Here is a 17,289-nt window from a genome sequence, read left to right on the forward strand (position 1 = left end):
CGAGGTGGTGGTGCGCCGCCGCACCACCACCTCAGGCCACGTCCAGGCGCCGCTCCATCAGGATCACCCCGTACACCCGGCCGTCCGCGGCCTGTTTGGACGGGAACTCGCCGACGACCCGGTAGCCCGCGTCCCGGTAGTAGCCGAGCAGCCGCGGGTTGGTTGAGACGCAGTCCAGCCGGGAGCGCTCCCGCCCGGTCCGGGCGATCCGCCACTCGGCGTGTTCGAGTATGCGGCGGCCGGCGCCCGGGGGCGCGGCCTCGCGCTCCACCATCAGCCGGTGGACGTAGCCGGCCACGGGCGGCTGCACGCCCCACGCCTCCTCGTCGGACCACCACAGCTCGTACGCGCCGACCACCCGGCCGTCGGCGTCCTCGGCCAGCCACACCTCACCGTCGCGCATCCGCGCGCGGAAGTGCGCCACGTCCTTCTCGCCGGGCTTCCACTGGTCGATCCCGTTCTTGCGCATCCACCGGGCGGCCTGGTCGTACAGCTTCACCAGCGTGCCGGCGTCCTTCTCCCCGGCCTGCCGGAACAACATCCCGTCGTCAATGATCACGCGGGCATTATCACGCGGCGCCCGCGCCACGTCATGATCACCGGGTGCCCGGTACCAGCGCCGCCAGCCGCCCCACGAGCACCCCGAACGGTCCGTCGGCCGGTTCCGAGGAGAGGATGCGCACCAGGATCTGGGCCATCTCCTCGTCGTAGGCGGCGCTCACGGCGGCCAACGCGGCGAAGTCGTGCACCAGTTGCAGTTCCAGCTCGGAGCGCGGGATGCGCCGCCCGTCCAGCCAGATCAGCGCCGTGGACTCGGCCAGGGACACCCACGACCGCACGACGAGCTCCAGCCGCGCCGGCGGGGACTCGGGCGAGACGCCCAGGTGCTTGAGGATCTCCTCGTACGCGGCCTGGCGGACCTCGTCGATCATCGCGTTGGCGCGGCTGCTGCCGACCGCCGGACCGCCCCGCATCAGCGCCGAGAACCCGGGCCCGTGGTCCTCGACGAACGCGAAGAACCGCCCCATCACGCGCAGCAGCCGCCCACCGAGCGGCCCCTCCTGCGGCTCCACGAACCGCAGCGCCAGCTCGTCGGCCGCCCGGCGCAGCGCCGCCTCGTACAGGCTCAGCTTGCCGGGAAAGTAGTGGTAGACGAGCGGCCGCGATATGCCCGCGGCCGCCGCGATCTCGTCGATCGACACATCGTCGGGAGACCGGTGGCTGAACAGCTCCAGGGCCACCCCGATCAGCTGCTGCCGCCGCTCCTCGACACCCATCCTGCGTCGCACCCCGGTTGTCATGCGGACACCCTACTTCCACTCCGCAGGGCGCCCGGCGGGGGTGTTCGCGCCGCTACAAGTCCAGGACCAGGCGCTGCGATACGGCGCGGGAGACGCACAGGAGCATCGAGTCCTCGCGTTCGGCGTCGGTGAGGAGCTCGTCGCGGTGCTCCACCTCCCCCTCCAGCACCCGGTGTCGGCAGGTCCCGCAGAAGCCCTGCCCGCAGGAGTACGGGGTGGCGGGAAGGGCGCGGCGTACGGCGGCCAGGGCGCTCTCGTCCGCGGCGACCTCGACCGTGAGGCCGGAGCGGTGCAGTGCGATCGTGAAGGCCTTCGCCCCGTCCGTGGTGGCCGCGGGGGCGAAGCGTTCCAGGTGCACCGCCGAGGGGTCCGCGACGGCGGCCAGCACCGCGTCCATCAGCGGCTCCGGGCCGCAGCAGTAGACCGGGACGCCGGTGACCGCGGCGAGCGGGCCCAGGTCCGGCAGGCCCGCCTCGTCCTGCGGGACGAGCGTGACCCGGTCCCCGTACGCGGCGAGTTCCGCGAGGAACGGCATCGAGGCGCGGGAACGGCCGCCGTAGAGCAGCGTCCAGTCGGCCCCCGCCGCGGTGGCCGCCCGCAGCATCGGCAGGATCGGCGTGATGCCGATCCCGCCCGCCACGAACACGTACGCCGGGGCGGCCACGAGCGGGAACCTGTTGCGGGGCGCCCGCACCCGCAGCACGGCGCCTTCCACCAGCCGGTCGTGCGCCTCACCGGAGCCGCCGCGGCCGTCCTCGACGAGCCGGATCGCGATCGTGTAGCGGCCGGCGTCCGCGGGGTCGCCGCACAGGCTGTACTGGCGCACCAGCCCCGAGGGCAGTACGACGTCCACGTGCGCCCCCGGGGTCCAGGCGGGCAGCTCGGGTGACTCCAGGGTCAGTTGGACGACGCCCTCGGCGGGCTCGCTCCGCGCGGTGACCGTGGCCCGCAGCAGCCTGCGCGGGGAGTGGCCCGACACCGGGTCCTCCAGGGCCGGCAGCGGCCACAGGGGGGAGCTCCGGATCCGGCGGCGAAGTGCGCGCCGGGTGAGGAGCGCCGCGCCCGCGGCGGCCGTGAGCGTCAGGGCGCGCCTCATGCCGGTACCCCCTGGTTCGCGCCGGTCGTGCCGGTTGCGCGGGTCCCGCCGTTCGCGCCGGGCGACCCGGCGAGGTAGGCCACGGCCTGGGCCGTCGAACCCTCCTGCGAGGGGTGGTAGGTGCGCGAGAGGTAGGTCGGGATGGACTTGAGCATCGAGCCGGTCGAAGGGAGCACGCCCTGCCGACCGGCCCGGAACAGCTGGCCCAGCGAGGCCTTGGCGGCCGGGAGTTCGGGATCGTTGTCCATGAAGAAGCGGGCGCCGCGCTGCCAGAGGAACGTCAGGGCCGCGAAGGCCGTCGCCCAGGTCCGCACCCGGCGCCGGTAGCCGCCGTCGACGTGCATGAACAGGTCGAAGGCCACCGAGCGGTGCTCCACCTCCTCCGCCCCGTGCCAGCGCAGCAGGTCCAGCATCATCGGATCGGCGCCCCGGCGGTCGAGTTCGTCGGCGTTCAGGACCCAGTTGCCGAGGAAGGCCGTGTAGTGCTCGACCGCCGCGATGATCGCGACCCGCTCCATCAGCCACCACTTGCGGGCCCTGCCCGGCGGGAGGGTCCGGTCCCCGAGCAGTTTCTCGAAGAACCAGTCGACCTGCGCCGTGTACGGGGTCGGGTCCAGGCCGAGCCGTTTCAGGTGCGGCAGCACGTCGTCGTGCGCGGCGGCGTGCATGGCCTCCTGGCCGATGAAGCCGATGACGTCCGCCCGCAGCCGCTCGTCCGTGATGTACGGGAGCACCTGCTTGTAGACGTGGACGAACCAGCGCTCCCCGGCGGGCAGCAGCAGGTGCAGGACGTTGATGGTGTGCCCGGCGAAGGGGTCGCCGGGCAGCCAGTGCAGCGGGGTGTCCTCCCAGGAGAAGGACACGTTCCGCGGCTGGAGGCCCATGTGGTCGTACAAGCCTATGTTTTCCGACGCCACGGGGGCGGGAGCGTGCGGCGTATTAGACATGTTGTCAATGTACTGAGGGGTAGCGGGGAGCAGAACCCCTGTGCGCCGGGATTTTCCGGTCCCCGTGCGTGTCTGCGGTCAGCGCAGGGCTTCCGCCTTCGTGCCGTCCGTCAGCCTGCCCGAGAGGTCGACCTGGGCGCCCTGCGTCGCCTTCAGCGCGAGCCGGTTGCCGTTCACGCTCCCGCCGACTCCGCCGCCCGACGCCGTGACGGAGCCGAACTGGGCGCTGCCGGCGGCCAGTACGTACCACTGGCCCGCCTTCGACTTCCACAGCACGCCCGCCAGCACCCGGGGCTCCCGGGGGCCGCACGCCGGGGAACCCTCCGCCTTGGCCGCCTGGGCCGCGAGCGGCGCCCCGGGAGCCAGGAACTGGGCCTGCACCCGGTCGGCGGTGCCCTGCCAGGTCTCCGCCCGGCTGCACAGCCAGGTCGCCGTCCCGTCCCCCTCGGGCAGCGGCTGCTTCGCGTACGTCCAGGCGTTGACGCTGCGGACCCCGTGCGAGCGGACCGACGGCAGCAGGCACGCCGTCCGGGACCACTCGCCCAGCTCGGCCGGCTCCGTCACGTCCCGCTCGGCGCCCGGCGCACCCGAGGTCAGCCGGGCCGGGGTCAGTTCACCCAGGTCCGTCACCAGCCGGGTCGCGCCGTCGCCGGTCAGGGCCAGCGCGTTCCAGCTCGTACAGCTGCCCGCCGGGGCGGGGCCGGGTACCGGCGGTGTCATCCCGTCCGGGCCGAGCTTGAGCACCGAGGGGGATTCGCCCGGCTTGAGCAGGTCCCGCAGCGAGGCGCCGACCACCCAGGGGGCGGTCAGGTAGCGGACGTTGCCGTCGACCCGGCTGAGCACCAGCGCGGTCGCGGTGTCCGCCGACGCCCCGTCCGTGCGGGCGAAGTCGAGGGCGGCTCCGGCGGTCCCGCTGCGCGGCTCCGCGTACCGGACCACGCGCAGTCCGTCGTACAGCAGGACCACCACCGCCTGGTCCACGGCCCCCGCGAACAGCAGCTGCGGCGGCCCCATCGGCGGCCCCGACGGGGTGCCCGGGGTGGCCGAGACCACCACCGAGCGGCCGGGACGGGCCCACACCGCGAGCGCCCGGCGCAACAGCGCGGCGTCGCCCGCACGGTCGCCCCGGGCCGGCCATGCGGAGAAGTCCGTTCGGGAGGAGGTGCGCCAGAGCGTCGGCGGGACCCGGACCAGCTGGCCGGGGTCCAGCGCCTGCTCCGCCACGGCGTTCTTCGCGTAGAGCGGGGCGGCGGGCCCGTCCGAGCCCCAGCCGCCGCCCGGCAGCGCCAGCAGTGCCCCGCACACCGCGAGGGCGGCCGCGGCGGCGATCCCGGCCCGCGTGAACCGGCGGCGCCGCAACAGGTCGGTGGGCCGGGCCTGGAGCACGCACGGGTCGAACTCCGGCGAGGCGAAGAGGGCGTCGTGTGCCGGGTCACCGGACTCCGCGACCGCCCCCGTGGGGTTGGCCACCCCGGCGTCCGCCAGCACCCTCAGGACGTCCGGCTCCGCCAGCCCCTCCAGCGCCCGCAGCACGCAGGCCGCGCGCCCGGGGCCGCTGAGGGTGGTCAGCCACTGGTCCAGCGCCAGCTCCTCGGCCCCGCCCGAACGCGGGAACAGCCGCAGCCCCCACACCTGGGGGAGCACCCGGGGCAGCTGCCCGCGCAGCGGGAGCGCCCGGAAGGTGAACGGGACGCCCGCCTCCAGGGCGGAGCGCAACACGCGCAGCCGCACGTACGGGTACCCCGACTCGGCGCCCTCCAGCCCGCCCCGCTGCGCGGGGACCCCGCCGCGCACGGCGGAGGCGTCGCTGCCGCGCCGGCCGCGCGGCAGCCCGCGCTGGGTCAGCGAGTGGGCGGTGAGCACCCGCCGGTTGCGCCCGAGCGAGGGCGGCAGCACCAGGTAGGCGAGCCGCACCAGCCGGGGGTAGTGCTCGACGATGGCGGCCTCGGCCTGCTCCAGGCCGGGCGTCAGGGGAGGCTGGGGGCGGGTGGCGGTATCCGGCGCAGTCACGTTCAGCAGAACGAGCGAATCGTCGGATGGTCACCCGCTTCCGGCACGCCCGTTCGGGCGATTCCGTGCGGCGGCCGGGTGACCGGGTGGCCGGTGGCCCGGCGGCTGCGCGCCCTCGGGCGTGGGGCGGTGGGTCGGTGGGGCGGTCAGGCGATCAGGCGGGCCCGCAGCGCGTCCACGGTCCCGTCGGGAACGCCGAGGCCCTCCCGTACGTACTTCTCCATGGAGCCGTAGCGGGCGGCGACCTCCTCCAGCGCCGTCTCCAGGTACGAGGGGAACACCCCGATCAGCGCCAGCGCGATCTCCGGGTCGCCGCCGGCCGCCGTGAAGCCCTCGATCATCGGCGCGAACGCCCGCTTGACCGCCGGGTTCACCGACAGGTACTCGTCCATCAGGGTGTCGTCGTCCGCGCCGAGCAGCGACAGGATGACCGTCGCGCCCCACCCCGTACGGTCCTTGCCGGCCGTGCAGTGGAACAGCAGCGGCCCCGCCTGCGGATCGGCCGCCTCGGTGAGCAGCAACCGGTAGGCGCTCTGCGCGGAGGCCGAGCTCACGAAGGACCGGTAGACCTCCCCGAAGATGACCTGCGCCTTGCCGCCGCCCAGGTGTTCCTCGGCCACCACGGGGTCCGCCATCAGGTCCTTGAGCTGCGCGGCCGGGGGCATCTTCCCTATCCCGGCGTGCATCTTGTCCGCCAGTACGTCACTGACCAGCAGCCGCGCGCCCGTCGGCAGCCGGTCCGGGTGGTCGCCGCGCTCGGCGTCGCTGCGGAAGTCGATGACGGTACGGATCCCCAGCGCGGCCACCGTCGGATCGGCGTCCAGGTCGAGCCGGTCGAGCGCGCCGGAGCGCAGGACCAGCCCCGGGCGGACGGTGCGGCCGCCCGTGAGCGGGGTACCGCCGAGGTCGCGGAGGTTCGCGACGGTGGTGGACGGGGTGGCGGTCATCGGGTGGCTCCAGTCTCCGGCGGCGGGGAGGAGAAGGCGGGGGAATCGGGACGGGGGTCGGTTGCGCGTGTCATACGGGGCGTCCGAGACCGATTTTCTGATGATTCGTTCCGGAAAGACAATCGACGGCCAACGCGAGGCCGATGCCGAGCCCGAGCGCGACCAGGTGCCCGGCGTCGGTGAAGGTGCGCCCGCGCCTGACCACCGGTCGCGCGGCGAGGGCCAGCAGCCCCACCCGCGCGGCGACCCGTGGCCGCCCGCGCGGCAGTGCCGAGGTGAGGGCGCCGAGCACGGCGCCCAACCCGTAGCTGGTGCCGACGTCCCGGGCGCGCCGGGTCTCCCGGTCCGCCCTGCCCCGCAGCGCCCCGTAAACGAGCAGGGACGCCGCCGCGTGCCCGAACAGGAAGACGGCGGCCGTCCACCAGGCGCCGTACGCGTACTCGGCGTACCCGAGCACCGCGACCAGCAGCAGCGCGTAGGGCAGCGGCATGGGCTCCTCGACGGTGAGGGCACTGCTCAGCAGGGTCTCCCAGCGGCCCGCGTCCAGGTTGTCGACGTTCGTGGAGCAGCGGCGCAGCAGCCGGTCCCGCCTGTCGGTGCCCATCCGCTCCAGCGCGAGGGCGCCGAGCTGCACCCCCGCGGTGTACACGACGCCGAGCGGCACGGGCCACGCGGACGGCGGTTGCGGCGACGGCGACGGCAACGGAAACGGCAACGGCGAAGGTGACCTCGACCACGGCGGCTGTTCCACCTGTCCATGATCGGATACGACCTCCTCGCGGAGGGCGGCGGGGTCCATGGGAGCATGATCCGGACATGTCTGACTCCCGTGCGCCGGTGCGCGCCCTGCGGGCCGCGATGTTCGCGGCGGTGTGCGTCGCTCTGGCCGCCCTGGGGCATTCGTACATGTCCGGGAGGGATGTTCCCGTCACGGGGCTCCTGGGGTCCTTCGGCGCGATCGGCGTCCTCGCCCGGCTCGCCGCCGGGCGGCGGCGGGGCCCGTTCGCGATCACCGCCGCACTGCTCGGCGCGCAGGGCGCGCTGCACCTGGCCTTCACCGCGAGCCAGGCGGGCGGCCCGGACTCCACCCCGGCCGCGATGCCCGCGCACCGCCACGCGGCGGGCATGGACCACATGCCCGGCATGGACCACATGTCCGGCGTGCACCACATGCCGGGCATGGACATGAGCGCCATGGGCGCCGACGCCACCGGCCTGACCGGGATGCCCGGCCTGACGGCGATGCCCGGCATGGACGGGCACGGCCACGGCGGCCTCGGCATGATCGCCGCCCACGTCCTGGCAGGGGTGTTCTGCGCGGCCTGGCTGGCCTGGGGCGAGGCGGCCGTCTTCCGGCTCGCCGCAGCCCTCGGAGCCACCGCGCTCGTGGCGGCCCGGCCGCTGGCCCGCGCGCTCGTACTGCTGCGGACCCGGGTGGTGCCCGTACCGGCGCCGCCCGCCCACCGGGCCCCGTACGAACGGCCGCGCCGACTGCGAGGTGCCGTACCCGCCCACACCGTGGTCCGGCGCGGGCCCCCCGTCCGGCAGGACACCCGAGCCACGGCCCCCGGCCTGCCCGCCACCGCCTGAACGAAGCGCGCGGCGGGGCCAGGGGCCGGTCACCCATGTCTTCGCCGACTTCCAAGGACACCCATGTCTCTTGACGCGCTCCACGCCGACCCCTCGCGGGCGGCCGAAGCACCTTCCGACCCGCCCGCCGGCGCACCGGCGGCCCGCACCCCGGGAGCCTGGGCCGCGCTGCGGCCGTTGCTGCTGCGGATGCACTTCTACGCCGGACTGCTCATAGCCCCGCTGCTGTTCGTCGCGGCCGCGACCGGGCTGCTGTACGCAGGCTCCTGGCAGGCTGAGAAGATCCTCTACTCCGACGAGCTGACCGTCGCCCGCGTCGGCGACCACACCCTGCCGCTGGGCGACCAGGTCGAGGCGGCCAAGTCAGCCGCGCCGCAGGGCGAGGTCGTGGCCGTGTGGCCCGCGCCCGACGCCGGGTCGACCACCCGGGTGATCATGGAGAAGCCGGGCCTCGCGGAGGGCGAGAACCTGACCGTCTTCGTCGACCCCTACACGGCGGACGTACGCGGCAAGCTCACCACCGCCGGCGACGCGCTGCCGCTGCGCGCCTGGCTGAGCGGGCTCCACGCCGACCTGCGGCTCGGCGCGTTCGGCCGCAACTACAGCGAACTGGCCGCCAGCTGGCTGTGGGTGGTCGCGCTGGGCGGGCTCGCCCTGTGGGCCGGCCGCCGCCGCAGCCGCAGGGCCCTTCTCGTCCTGCCCGACCGCGCCGCGACCGGCCGCCGCCGGACCCTGTCCTGGCACGGGGCGGTCGGCCTGTGGGCCGCCGCTGGACTCGTCGCCCTCTCCGCCACCGGCCTGACCTGGTCGAAGTACGCCGGTGAGAACATCGGGCAGCTCCAGGACGGCCTCGGCGGCGCCACCCCGACCGTATCCGCCGCCCTGCCCGGCGGCGCCGGCGCGAACGGCGGGGACGAGCACGCGGGCCACCTCCTCCCGACCCCGTCCGGGGGGACCCCCATGACCGAGGGCATGGAGATGCCCCCGCCGCCGCCCACGGTGGACGTCGGCATCGACCGGGTCGTGGCCTCGGCCCGGGCCGCCGGCGTCACCGAGTCGCTGCGCGTGACGCTGCCCGTCAAGGGCAAGGGCTACGTCGTCAAGGAGGCGGACAAGCAGGTGCCCGTGCACCTTGACTCCGTCGCCGTCGACCCGGCCGACGGCCGGGTCATCGACGAACTGCGCTTCGCCGACTACCCGTTGCTCGCCCAGCTGACCCGCTTCGGCATCGACCTGCACATGGGCCTGACCTTCGGGGCCGTCAACCAGCTGGCGCTGGCGGCGCTGGCCGTGGCGCTGATGTTCCTCGTGTTCTGGGGCTACCGGATGTGGTGGCTGCGCCGGCCCACCAGGCAACGCGCGTTCTCCGTGGGCCGCGCCCACCCGCGCGGGGCGTGGCGCAAGCTGCCCGTGACGCTGCTGCTGCCGCTCGCCGCGGTGACGGCGGTGGTGGGCTGGTTCGTGCCGATGCTGGGCCTGAGCCTGTGCGGGTTCCTGGCGGTCGACGTCCTGCTCGGCTTCGTCGCCCGCCGTCGGGCGGCGGCCCGGTAGTCCGCGGGGCGGGCCCGGACGCGCCTCCTCGCGCGCACGGGCCCGCCCCTGCCGGCCGGCCGGCCCGCCGGTTCAGGGGGAGTACTTGTAGCCCACCCGGCGGACCGTCTGGATCGCGTCGCGGTGGGCGGTGCCCAGCTTGCGGCGCAGGCGGGCGATGTGGACGTCGACCGTCCGGCCGTCGCCGACGTGGCCGTAGCCCCACACCGTGGTGACCAACTGGTCCCGGCTGTGCACCCGGTGCGGGTGCGCCACCAGGTGGGCCAGCAGCTCGAACTCCAGGTACGTGAGGTCCAGTACCCGGCCGTCGACCTCGGCGGTGCGCTGCGCCGAGTCGATCCGTACGAGGGCGTCGCCGGTGACGTCCCCCGTCGCGGGGGCGGTCTTCCCCGGAGCGGGAACGGAATGCGGTGCGAAGGCGACGGGCGGCTGCTGGTCGGCCGGTACGAGGACCAGGTAGCCGACCATCGGCGGGTGTCCGGGCAGCGCCGGCAGCGTGTGCTGGGGCGCGGGCAGCCAGGTGGCGCCGGGCGGGAGCAGGTCCGCCACCCGGGCCACCTCGTCCCGGTCCACGGCGCGCAGCCGGTGGCGCGGACTGGGCGGACGGGTCAGGGAGGCGGCGGAGGTCGCAGCGGAGGCGGCAGAAGTGACGGAGCGGGTGTTCGCCATGAGTGGTCAGCTCTTTCACGCGGAGTGGTCGGCAGGAGACGTACGTACGTGGTCGTCCGTCGTCGTTGTCGTACCGCGCAGACCGAAGGCCTCGGGGAGGTCCGGTGGTGGGGTCCCGGAGGCTTTAGAGGGCCGGCGCGTTCTCCGCGCGGCAACACACCCGATCGAAGTCGTGGTCCTGACGGGACGGCCAGAACGGCTCCAGGTCGCTGCGACCTGACGGGGTGTGCGGGTGGCTGGCCATGGGCGTCATTCAAGCAGATGTACGGGGCCCGGGGCAGAGCGCGTCTCACTTCGTGGAGCGGTATCTCATATTCCGCCACCGTGCCCTGCCGAGATCCCAACAAACCCGACAAACCTCCGGGCGCCGGATCCGGTCGAGCGGCCTGTTTCCCGTACTCCGTACCGGATGCTGGGCGGATTCGTCCCGGCCACTGACGACGGCGCCCGCCGGACCGGGTGCGGTCGGCGGGCGCTGCGGCGTTCGGGGCCGGTCAGACCAGGCCGTCCTTCTCCAGCCCGGTGCAGCAGGTGTCGGTGATCAGGCGGGTCACCACGTACGGGTCCACGTTCGCGTTCGGGCGGCGGTCCTCGATGTACCCCTTGCCGTCCCTCTCCACCTGCCACGGGATGCGGACCGACGCGCCGCGGTCGGAGACCCCGTAGCTGAACTCGTTCCAGGGGGCGGTCTCGTGCAGACCCGTCAGGCGCTCGTCGATCCCGGCGCCGTAGTTCTTCACGTGGTCCATCGGCTTCGACCCCTCGCCGAGGGCCTCGCACGCCGAGATGATCGCGCGGTAGTCCTCGCGCATGGCCTTCGTGGAGAAGTTGGTGTGCGCGCCCGCACCGTTCCAGTCGCCCTTGACCGGCTTCGGGTTCAGCGTCGCGGAGACGTTGAACTCCTCGGCCGTGCGGTACAGCAGCCAGCGGGCGATCCACAGCTGGTCGGAGACCTCCAGCGGGCCGACCGGGCCGACCTGGAACTCCCACTGGCCCGGCATGACCTCGGCGTTGATGCCGGAGATGCTCAGACCCGCCGCCAGGCAGTGGTCCAGGTGCTTCTCGACGATCTCGCGCCCGAAGATCTCGTCCGAGCCGACGCCGCAGTAGTAGCCGCCCTGGGCGGCCGGGAAGCCGTTGACCGGGAAGCCGAGCGGGCGGGTGCCGTCGAAGAAGGTGTATTCCTGCTCGATGCCGAAGATCGGCTCCTGCCCGGCGAACCGCTCCGCGACCGGGCGCAGCAGGGCGCGGGTGTTCGACTCGTGCGGGGTCATGTCGATGTTCAGGACCTCGCACAGGACGAGGACGCCGGTCCCGCCGCGGATCGGGTCCGGGCAGGAGAAGACCGGCTGCAGCACGCGGTCGGAGGCGTGCCCTTCGGCCTGGTTGGTGCTCGAACCGTCGAAGCCCCAGACCGGCAGCGCCTCCCCGTCGGCGAGGATCCTCGTCTTGGAGCGCAGCTTCGCCGTCGGCTCGGTGCCGTCGATCCAGATGTACTCAGCCTTGTAGCTCACGGGCCCCATCCTTCGGTACGTCGCTCCGGCGCAGACCCCGTCTGTACCGCCCTGCTCGTCGCAGCGTGCCCCCCGGCGATTTCTCTTCCGTTGCCCGTGTGTGAACCCCGTGTTACCGAGGTTCACACCGCAGGTGGGGGTGGCTGTGCGGGTCGGGGACGGGACACCCGTTCGGGTGGGGCAGACTGGTCAGGTGAGCGTTTCGTACGATTTGAACTCGTCCGCCGATCCCGTCCCGCCGGCCGGTGGAGGCCCCCGGCCCCGGGTCGGCCTGCTCGGTACGGGCCCCTGGGCGCACCGCACCCACGCCCCGGCCCTCGCCGCGCACGCCGGGTCCGAGTTCGCCGGAGTCTGGGGCCGGCGCCCCGAAGCGGCGGCCGAGCTGGCCCGCGCGCACGGCGTGAAGGTGTACGAAGACCCCGACGCGCTGTTCGCGGACTGTGACGCGGTGGCCTTCGCCCTGCCGCCCGACGTGCAGGCGCCGCTGGCCGTGCGGGCGGCCGGAGCCGGATGCCACCTGCTGCTCGACAAGCCCGTCGCGACGACGGTGGAGCAGGCCCGCGCCGTCGCGGACGCAGCCGCGCGCGGCGGTGTGGCCTCCGTCGTCTTCCTCACCCTTCGCTTCGCCGAGCCGACGGCGACCTGGGTCGAGGAGCAGGCCGGGCGGAGCGGGTGGTTCACCGCCTCCGCCCACTGGCTCGGCGCGGTCTTCCCGCCCGACGGTGAGCCCAGCCCGTACGCCGACTCCCCCTGGCGCAAGGCCAAGGGCGGCTTGTGGGACGTCGGGCCGCACGCCCTGTCCGTACTGATCCCGGTGCTCGGCGACGTCACCGCCGTTTCCGCCACCCGGGGGACCTCCGACGTGGTCCAACTCGCCCTGCGCCACGCCTCGGGCGCGGTCAGCACGGCCGTGCTCAGCCTGGGCGCGCCGCCTGCCGCCGCGGGAGTCGGCCTCGAGCTGCGCGGTACCGCGGGCGTCTTCGGCCTGCCCGACTGGAGCGACGTGCCCGCCGCGTACGGCCGGGCGCTGGACGCGCTGCTCACCGCGGCCCGGACGAAGGTGCCGGATCCGCGGGACGCGGCCTTCGGGGCCAGGCTGACGGAGATCCTGGCGGAGGCGGAGCACCTGGCGGCCGGAACCTGACGGGCCGCCGCCCGTACGGGGGCGGTCAAGGCCTGACGGGCCGCCGCCGTGCCGGGCTGCTGCGTGACGGGCGGCGGCCCGCGGGCGCGGCTACTTGATGAGGGCGTTGGCCACGATGATCACCACCCCGATCGCGGCGTCCGCCAGGCCGATGATCAGCGCGCTGCGCCGCCGGTAGCCGACCCGCACGGCCGCGAAGGTCCCCCAACCCCACAGCAGCGCGGTGTTCAGGAGGAGCGCGACGCCGGTCACCTCGTACTCGGGCCACCCCGTGAGCCCCGCGAGCAGCAGCAGCGAGACGCTGGGCAACGTGGCCGCCACCATGGGCCATTCCTGCCACATGGCGTCCCACAGACCCGTCCACAGGTGCCCGGGCGAGCCCGGCTGATGGCTGGTCATGTGGTGGGCGTAGCCGTGGGCGAGCGCCGCCGTCAGGGCGGTGACCAGGACCCAGGTGGCGTCGTAGAAGGGCGAGTACTGCTCGCCCGTCCGCTCCAGCGCGGCCAGCAGGCCGCTGGCGAGGAGGGCCCCGTACACCCCGCTGAACGTCCAGGCGGCCCGGCGACGGACCGGCGGGAGGGGGAGTTCCTGCGGTGATGCGGTCACAGTGGTCCTTTATGGCGTATCGGTGCGGTGTGTACTCCTTTGTCCAGATCCAGGGTAGGGGGTCGCGGAGGGGCCCCGGGTGAACGCGACGGGGACGGCCCTCAGCGGCGGGAGAGCGCGTCCCGGACCGCTTCCTCCGAGCGGGCCACCACGGCGGTGCCGTCCTCGGCGGTGATGATGGGGCGCTGGATCAGCTTCGGGTGCGCCGACAGGTGGGCGATCCAGCGCGAGCGCGCCTCCTCGGTCTCCTCGCGCGGCAGTTCCCGTACGCCGGTCTCCTTCGCCAGCGGATCCGAGGTGCGGGTGATGTCCCAGGGCTCCAGGCCGAGACGGTCCAGCACCTCGCGGATCTCGGCCTCGGACGGTACGTCTTCCAGGTAGCGGCGCACGGTGTACTCGGCGCCCTCCGCGTCCAGCAGGGTCAGCGCGCTGCGGCACTTCGAACAGGCGGGGTTGATCCAGATCTCCATGGCGTCCAGCCTAGGCCGTCCCTTTCGGATCCTGCCGGTGGACGGCCTGGCCGGCGGCCGTCTGGCCAGGGGCGATTGTCAGTGGGCCCCAGTAAAATCGAGGGAGCACGACAGGAAGCCAACTACCGTTTGGGAGGCTGTAGATGGCCGCTGCCGCGATCATTTCGATGCCCAAGAAGAAGCCACTGCCGGCCGGGCTGCCGCGCGAGTGGTACGAGAGCCACAACCGCCGTCTCAAGGCGATGCGGCTGGCCATATCCCTGCTCGACACGGGGACGTACGACGCCAAGCGCGCCACCAACCGCAAGATACGGACCATGGCGGTCCGGGTGGGCATCCACCGCCCGTCCAACACCACCTGCCGGATGGTGCGCTCCTTCATCCGCGACGGCGGCTGACGAGCGGGAGGCTGACGGCCGGGCGGCCGGGCGCGTGAGCGGCGGGGCCGGCCGGCCGGGCTCCGGTGGCGCGGGGCAGTCAGGACCCGGACGCGGATCGGGCAAGATCCGGAAGGGACGGCCTAGTCCGGTGGCGCACCGGCCCCCGCCGCCGACAGCACCAGCACGGCCACGTCATCGCGCGGCCCGCCCTCCGTGAAGGCCAGCAGGTCCCGCCACACCGCGCGCGGCAGCCCCTCCGGATCCTTCACCAGTACCGGGACCCGCTGGGCCAGCGGGTAGAAGTGCCCGGCGGCGTCCCGCGCCTCCGTCACCCCGTCGGTGTGCACGAGCAGCCGGTCGCCCGGCAGCAGCGGGACCTCCGTCAGCCCTGTGGGCGCCGGGCCCGCGAGGCCCAGTCCCAGCGGAGGGCCGGGTTCCGCGGCCAGCTCGCTGGCCACGAAGTCCCGGAGCAGCAGCACCGGCGGGTGCCCGCAGGAGACGATCCGCACCACGTCCCGTTCCGGCGGGAACTCCAGCAGTACGGCCGTCGTGAACAGTTCCGGGTGCTCCTCGCCGCCGTTCGAGGCGTCCTGCACCAGCCGCCGGTCCAGCCTGGCCGCGACCGCCTCCAGGCCGGGGTCGTCCAGCACCGCCTCCCGGAAGGCGCCCAGCAGCGCGGCGACGGTCCCGACCGCGGCCAGCCCGTGGCCCTGGACGTCGCCCACCAACGCCCGCACCCCGTAGGGCCCGGCCCGTACGTCGAACAGGTCGCCGCCGACCAGCGTGCCGCGCTGGGCCGCCCGGTAGAGGCCGTCACAGCGCACCCGGCCCACGCGCTCCGGCACGGGGGGCAGCAGCGCCAGTTGCGCCGCCTCGGCGACGGTACGGACGCTGACCAGCTGGGCGTCCCGCCGCCGCCGGACCCAGGCGATGACCACGCTGAGCAGGCCGACGGTGGCCACGGTGGCCAGGTCGGCCCCGCGGGCGTGCCCGACGCCCAGCTGGGGGAAGCCGAGCAGCACCAGCACCACGACCGCGAAGGCGGCCGTCCCGGTGGCCCCGTACGAGAAGGCCGCCACGGCCGGCAGCGCGGCAAGGAAGTAGCCGAGCTCGGCGACGTGGGGGGTCAGCCACTGGACGCAGGTCAGCACCACCAGGGCCACCAGGGGCGCGGCCCGGGCCCAGCGCGGTGGCGGCGCACCCCGCAGCCAGCCGGGCTCCTCGCGTCCGTGCATCACCCCTCCACCCTGGCTCCGGCGACCGCCCCCCGCACGCCGGGTGGCCCCGAACGCGCCGACACCGCACAGTGGCCCCGTGGCGGATGCGGCGGACACGCGCAGCGGGGCGATCAGCACCCGGCTGAACTGGCTGCGGGCGGGGGTGCTGGGCGCCAACGACGGGATCACCTCCACGGCGGGCCTGGTGGTGGGGGTGGCCGGGGCGACGACCGCGCGGGAGACGATCCTGGCGGCGGGGGTGGCCGGGCTGCTGGCCGGGTCCCTGTCGATGGCGGCGGGGGAGTACGTGTCGGTCAGCTCCCAGCGGGACTCCGAGCGGGCCGCGCTGGAGGTGGAGCGGCGGGAACTGGCGCAGGAACCGGACGCCGAGCTGGAGGAACTGACCGAGCTGCTCGCCGGGCGGGGGCTGAGCCGGGAGCTGGCCCGGGAGGCGGCCGAGCAGCTGACGGAGCGGGACGCGCTGCGGGCGCACGCGCGGGTGGAGCTGGGGATCGACCCGGACGAGCTGGTGAACCCCTGGCACGCGGCGTGGGCCAGTCTGATCGCCTTCACGGCGGGGGCGGTGCTGCCGCTGCTCGCGATCGTCCTGCCGGGGTCTTCGGCGCGGGTGCCGGTCACGGTGGCGGCCGTACTGACGGCGCTGACGCTGTGCGGAGCCGTCGGCGCCCGCCTGGGCGGCGCCCCACCGGGCCGCGCCATGCTCCGCAACGTCCTCGGCGGCGCCCTGGCCATGGCCGTCACCTACGCGGTGGGGACCCTCCTGGGCGACACGGCCTGACGCGCCGCGTCCGCCCGCCGACGGGTCCCGCACACTGGGCCCATGCGAATCGCCGTCACCGGATCAAGCGGGCTCATCGGCAGTGCCCTCGTGCGGGACCTCCGGGCCGATGGCCACGAGGTCGTGCGCCTCGTGCGCCGCGCCCCCGCGGGGGACGGGGAGGCCTTGTGGGACCCCGCCCGGGGGTACGTGGACCCGGCCGGGCTCACCGGCTGCGAGGCCGTGGTGCACCTGGCCGGCGCCGGCGTCGGAGACCGCCGGTGGACGGCGGCGTACAAGCGGGAGATCCGCGACAGCCGCGTGCTCGGCACCGCCACGATCGCCCGGGCCGTCGCGGAGTTGGAGCGGCCCCCCGCGGTGCTCGTCAGCGGGAGCGCCGTCGGCTACTACGGCGACACCGCCGACCGCACCGTCGACGAGGACGCCCCGGCCGGAGAGGGGTTCCTGCCCTCGGTGTGCGTGGAGTGGGAGGCCGCCGCCGCGCCCGCCCGGGCCGCCGGGATCCGGACCGTGTTCGCCCGTACCGGCCTCGTGGTCTCCGCACAGGGCGGGGCGTGGGGCAAGCTCTTCCCGGTCTTCCGGGCCGGACTCGGCGGCCGGCTCGGCAACGGCCGCCAGTACTGGTCGCACATCTCGATGCACGACGAGGTCGCCGCCCTGCGCCACCTCATCGACACCCCGGACCTCACCGGTCCCGTCAACCTCACCGCCCCCGAGCCGCTGACGAACCGTGAGGTCACCGCCGCCATGGGCCGCGTCCTGCGCCGACCGGCGGTGTTCGCCGTCCCGGCCCCGGTGATGCGCGTGGTCCTCGGGGAGTTCGCCCAGGACGTGCTGGGCAGTCAGCGGGTGCGCCCCACCCGGCTGCTGGAGTCCGGCTTCGTCTTCCGCCACCCGGGCATCGACGCCTCGATCCGCGCGGCCCTGGCCGGGCAGGACTGAACCGCTTCTTCCGGATCTTGCCCGACGGTGCCGTCCCGGCGGTCCGGGGGAGCGCCGGCCGCCCATGTGCGACCGTTCGTGACCCACATGCGACCGTCATGCGACC

The 17,289-nt window shown here is 74.4% G+C and carries 18 protein-coding genes; 6 read left to right on the forward strand and 12 right to left on the reverse strand.

The annotated features are described in order from the left end of the window. Positions 1-31: 31 nt before the first annotated feature. The 7 genes from OG861_RS22170 to OG861_RS22200 form a co-directional block, all read right to left on the reverse strand. Positions 32-559 (reverse strand): GNAT family N-acetyltransferase, encoded by a 528-nt coding sequence (locus OG861_RS22170; RefSeq protein ID WP_329194753.1) that lies wholly within the window; start codon positions 557-559, stop codon positions 32-34. 37 nt (positions 560-596) lie between these two features. Beyond that, a complete protein-coding gene (locus OG861_RS22175; protein ID WP_329194752.1) occupies positions 597-1,301 on the reverse strand; it encodes a TetR/AcrR family transcriptional regulator in 705 nt (234 codons plus the stop codon). Positions 1,302-1,353: 52 nt separating this feature from the next. Continuing rightward, positions 1,354-2,397, reverse strand: a complete 1,044-nt coding sequence (locus OG861_RS22180) for a PDR/VanB family oxidoreductase (RefSeq protein ID WP_329194751.1) — start codon at positions 2,395-2,397, stop codon at positions 1,354-1,356. Continuing rightward, positions 2,394-3,344 carry a metal-dependent hydrolase gene (locus OG861_RS22185; protein WP_329194750.1) on the reverse strand — a complete coding sequence of 317 codons (951 nt, stop codon included), beginning with the start codon at positions 3,342-3,344 and terminating at the stop codon, positions 2,394-2,396. The genes OG861_RS22180 and OG861_RS22185 overlap by 4 nt, the downstream gene beginning before the upstream one ends. A gap of 78 nt (positions 3,345-3,422) precedes the next feature. Beyond that, positions 3,423-5,354 (reverse strand): hypothetical protein, encoded by a 1,932-nt coding sequence (locus OG861_RS22190; RefSeq protein ID WP_329194748.1) that lies wholly within the window; start codon positions 5,352-5,354, stop codon positions 3,423-3,425. A 146-nt stretch (positions 5,355-5,500) separates the two neighbouring features. Then, a complete protein-coding gene (locus OG861_RS22195) occupies positions 5,501-6,301 on the reverse strand; it encodes a tyrosine-protein phosphatase (protein ID WP_329194746.1) in 801 nt (266 codons plus the stop codon). 70 nt (positions 6,302-6,371) lie between these two features. Then, positions 6,372-6,965 (reverse strand): rhomboid-like protein, encoded by a 594-nt coding sequence (locus OG861_RS22200; protein ID WP_330261847.1) that lies wholly within the window; start codon positions 6,963-6,965, stop codon positions 6,372-6,374. A 152-nt stretch (positions 6,966-7,117) separates the two neighbouring features. On the opposite strand from OG861_RS22200, the gene OG861_RS22205 reads away from it, so the two are divergent. Together OG861_RS22205 and OG861_RS22210 are read left to right on the forward strand one after the other, a co-directional pair. Beyond that, positions 7,118-7,891: a hypothetical protein gene (locus OG861_RS22205; RefSeq protein ID WP_330261848.1), complete on the forward strand. Its 774-nt coding sequence runs from the start codon at positions 7,118-7,120 to the stop codon at positions 7,889-7,891. 63 nt (positions 7,892-7,954) lie between these two features. Further along, on the forward strand, positions 7,955-9,442 hold the full coding sequence (locus OG861_RS22210) for a PepSY-associated TM helix domain-containing protein (RefSeq protein WP_329194740.1): 1,488 nt from the start codon (positions 7,955-7,957) through the stop codon (positions 9,440-9,442). A 72-nt stretch (positions 9,443-9,514) separates the two neighbouring features. Here OG861_RS22210 and OG861_RS22215 read toward each other — a convergent pair whose 3' ends face one another. Both OG861_RS22215 and glnII read right to left on the reverse strand, forming a co-directional pair. Beyond that, a complete protein-coding gene (locus OG861_RS22215) occupies positions 9,515-10,111 on the reverse strand; it encodes a winged helix-turn-helix domain-containing protein (protein WP_329194739.1) in 597 nt (198 codons plus the stop codon). A gap of 494 nt (positions 10,112-10,605) precedes the next feature. After that, complete coding sequence (gene glnII, locus OG861_RS22220; RefSeq protein WP_329194737.1) at positions 10,606-11,625, reverse strand: glutamine synthetase; 1,020 nt, start codon at positions 11,623-11,625, stop codon at positions 10,606-10,608. Positions 11,626-11,836: 211 nt separating this feature from the next. Here glnII and OG861_RS22225 point away from each other — a divergent pair, with 211 nt between their 5' ends. Next, complete coding sequence (locus OG861_RS22225; RefSeq protein ID WP_329202143.1) at positions 11,837-12,769, forward strand: Gfo/Idh/MocA family protein; 933 nt, start codon at positions 11,837-11,839, stop codon at positions 12,767-12,769. A 90-nt stretch (positions 12,770-12,859) separates the two neighbouring features. Here OG861_RS22225 and OG861_RS22230 read toward each other — a convergent pair whose 3' ends face one another. Together OG861_RS22230 and OG861_RS22235 are read right to left on the reverse strand one after the other, a co-directional pair. Next, a complete protein-coding gene (locus OG861_RS22230; protein WP_329194735.1) occupies positions 12,860-13,375 on the reverse strand; it encodes a hypothetical protein in 516 nt (171 codons plus the stop codon). Positions 13,376-13,476: 101 nt separating this feature from the next. Further along, on the reverse strand, positions 13,477-13,845 hold the full coding sequence (locus tag OG861_RS22235) for an ArsC/Spx/MgsR family protein (RefSeq protein ID WP_329194733.1): 369 nt from the start codon (positions 13,843-13,845) through the stop codon (positions 13,477-13,479). A 143-nt stretch (positions 13,846-13,988) separates the two neighbouring features. On the opposite strand from OG861_RS22235, the gene OG861_RS22240 reads away from it, so the two are divergent. Next, positions 13,989-14,243, forward strand: coding sequence for a hypothetical protein (locus OG861_RS22240; RefSeq protein ID WP_136215518.1), 255 nt, complete (start codon positions 13,989-13,991; stop codon positions 14,241-14,243). A gap of 122 nt (positions 14,244-14,365) precedes the next feature. On the opposite strand, the gene OG861_RS22245 is transcribed toward OG861_RS22240, so the two are convergent. Beyond that, the gene (locus OG861_RS22245) at positions 14,366-15,460 is read right to left on the reverse strand and encodes a PP2C family protein-serine/threonine phosphatase (RefSeq protein WP_329194730.1); all 1,095 of its coding nucleotides are present in this window, start codon (positions 15,458-15,460) and stop codon (positions 14,366-14,368) included. Positions 15,461-15,539: 79 nt separating this feature from the next. On the opposite strand from OG861_RS22245, the gene OG861_RS22250 reads away from it, so the two are divergent. Together OG861_RS22250 and OG861_RS22255 are read left to right on the forward strand one after the other, a co-directional pair. Further along, positions 15,540-16,241, forward strand: coding sequence for a VIT1/CCC1 transporter family protein (locus OG861_RS22250; RefSeq protein ID WP_329194728.1), 702 nt, complete (start codon positions 15,540-15,542; stop codon positions 16,239-16,241). 42 nt (positions 16,242-16,283) lie between these two features. Continuing rightward, positions 16,284-17,183, forward strand: coding sequence for a TIGR01777 family oxidoreductase (locus tag OG861_RS22255; protein ID WP_329194726.1), 900 nt, complete (start codon positions 16,284-16,286; stop codon positions 17,181-17,183). Positions 17,184-17,289: the final 106 nt, after the last annotated feature.

The organism is Streptomyces sp. NBC_00539 (assembly GCF_036346105.1).
Lineage (GTDB): Bacteria > Actinomycetota > Actinomycetes > Streptomycetales > Streptomycetaceae > Streptomyces.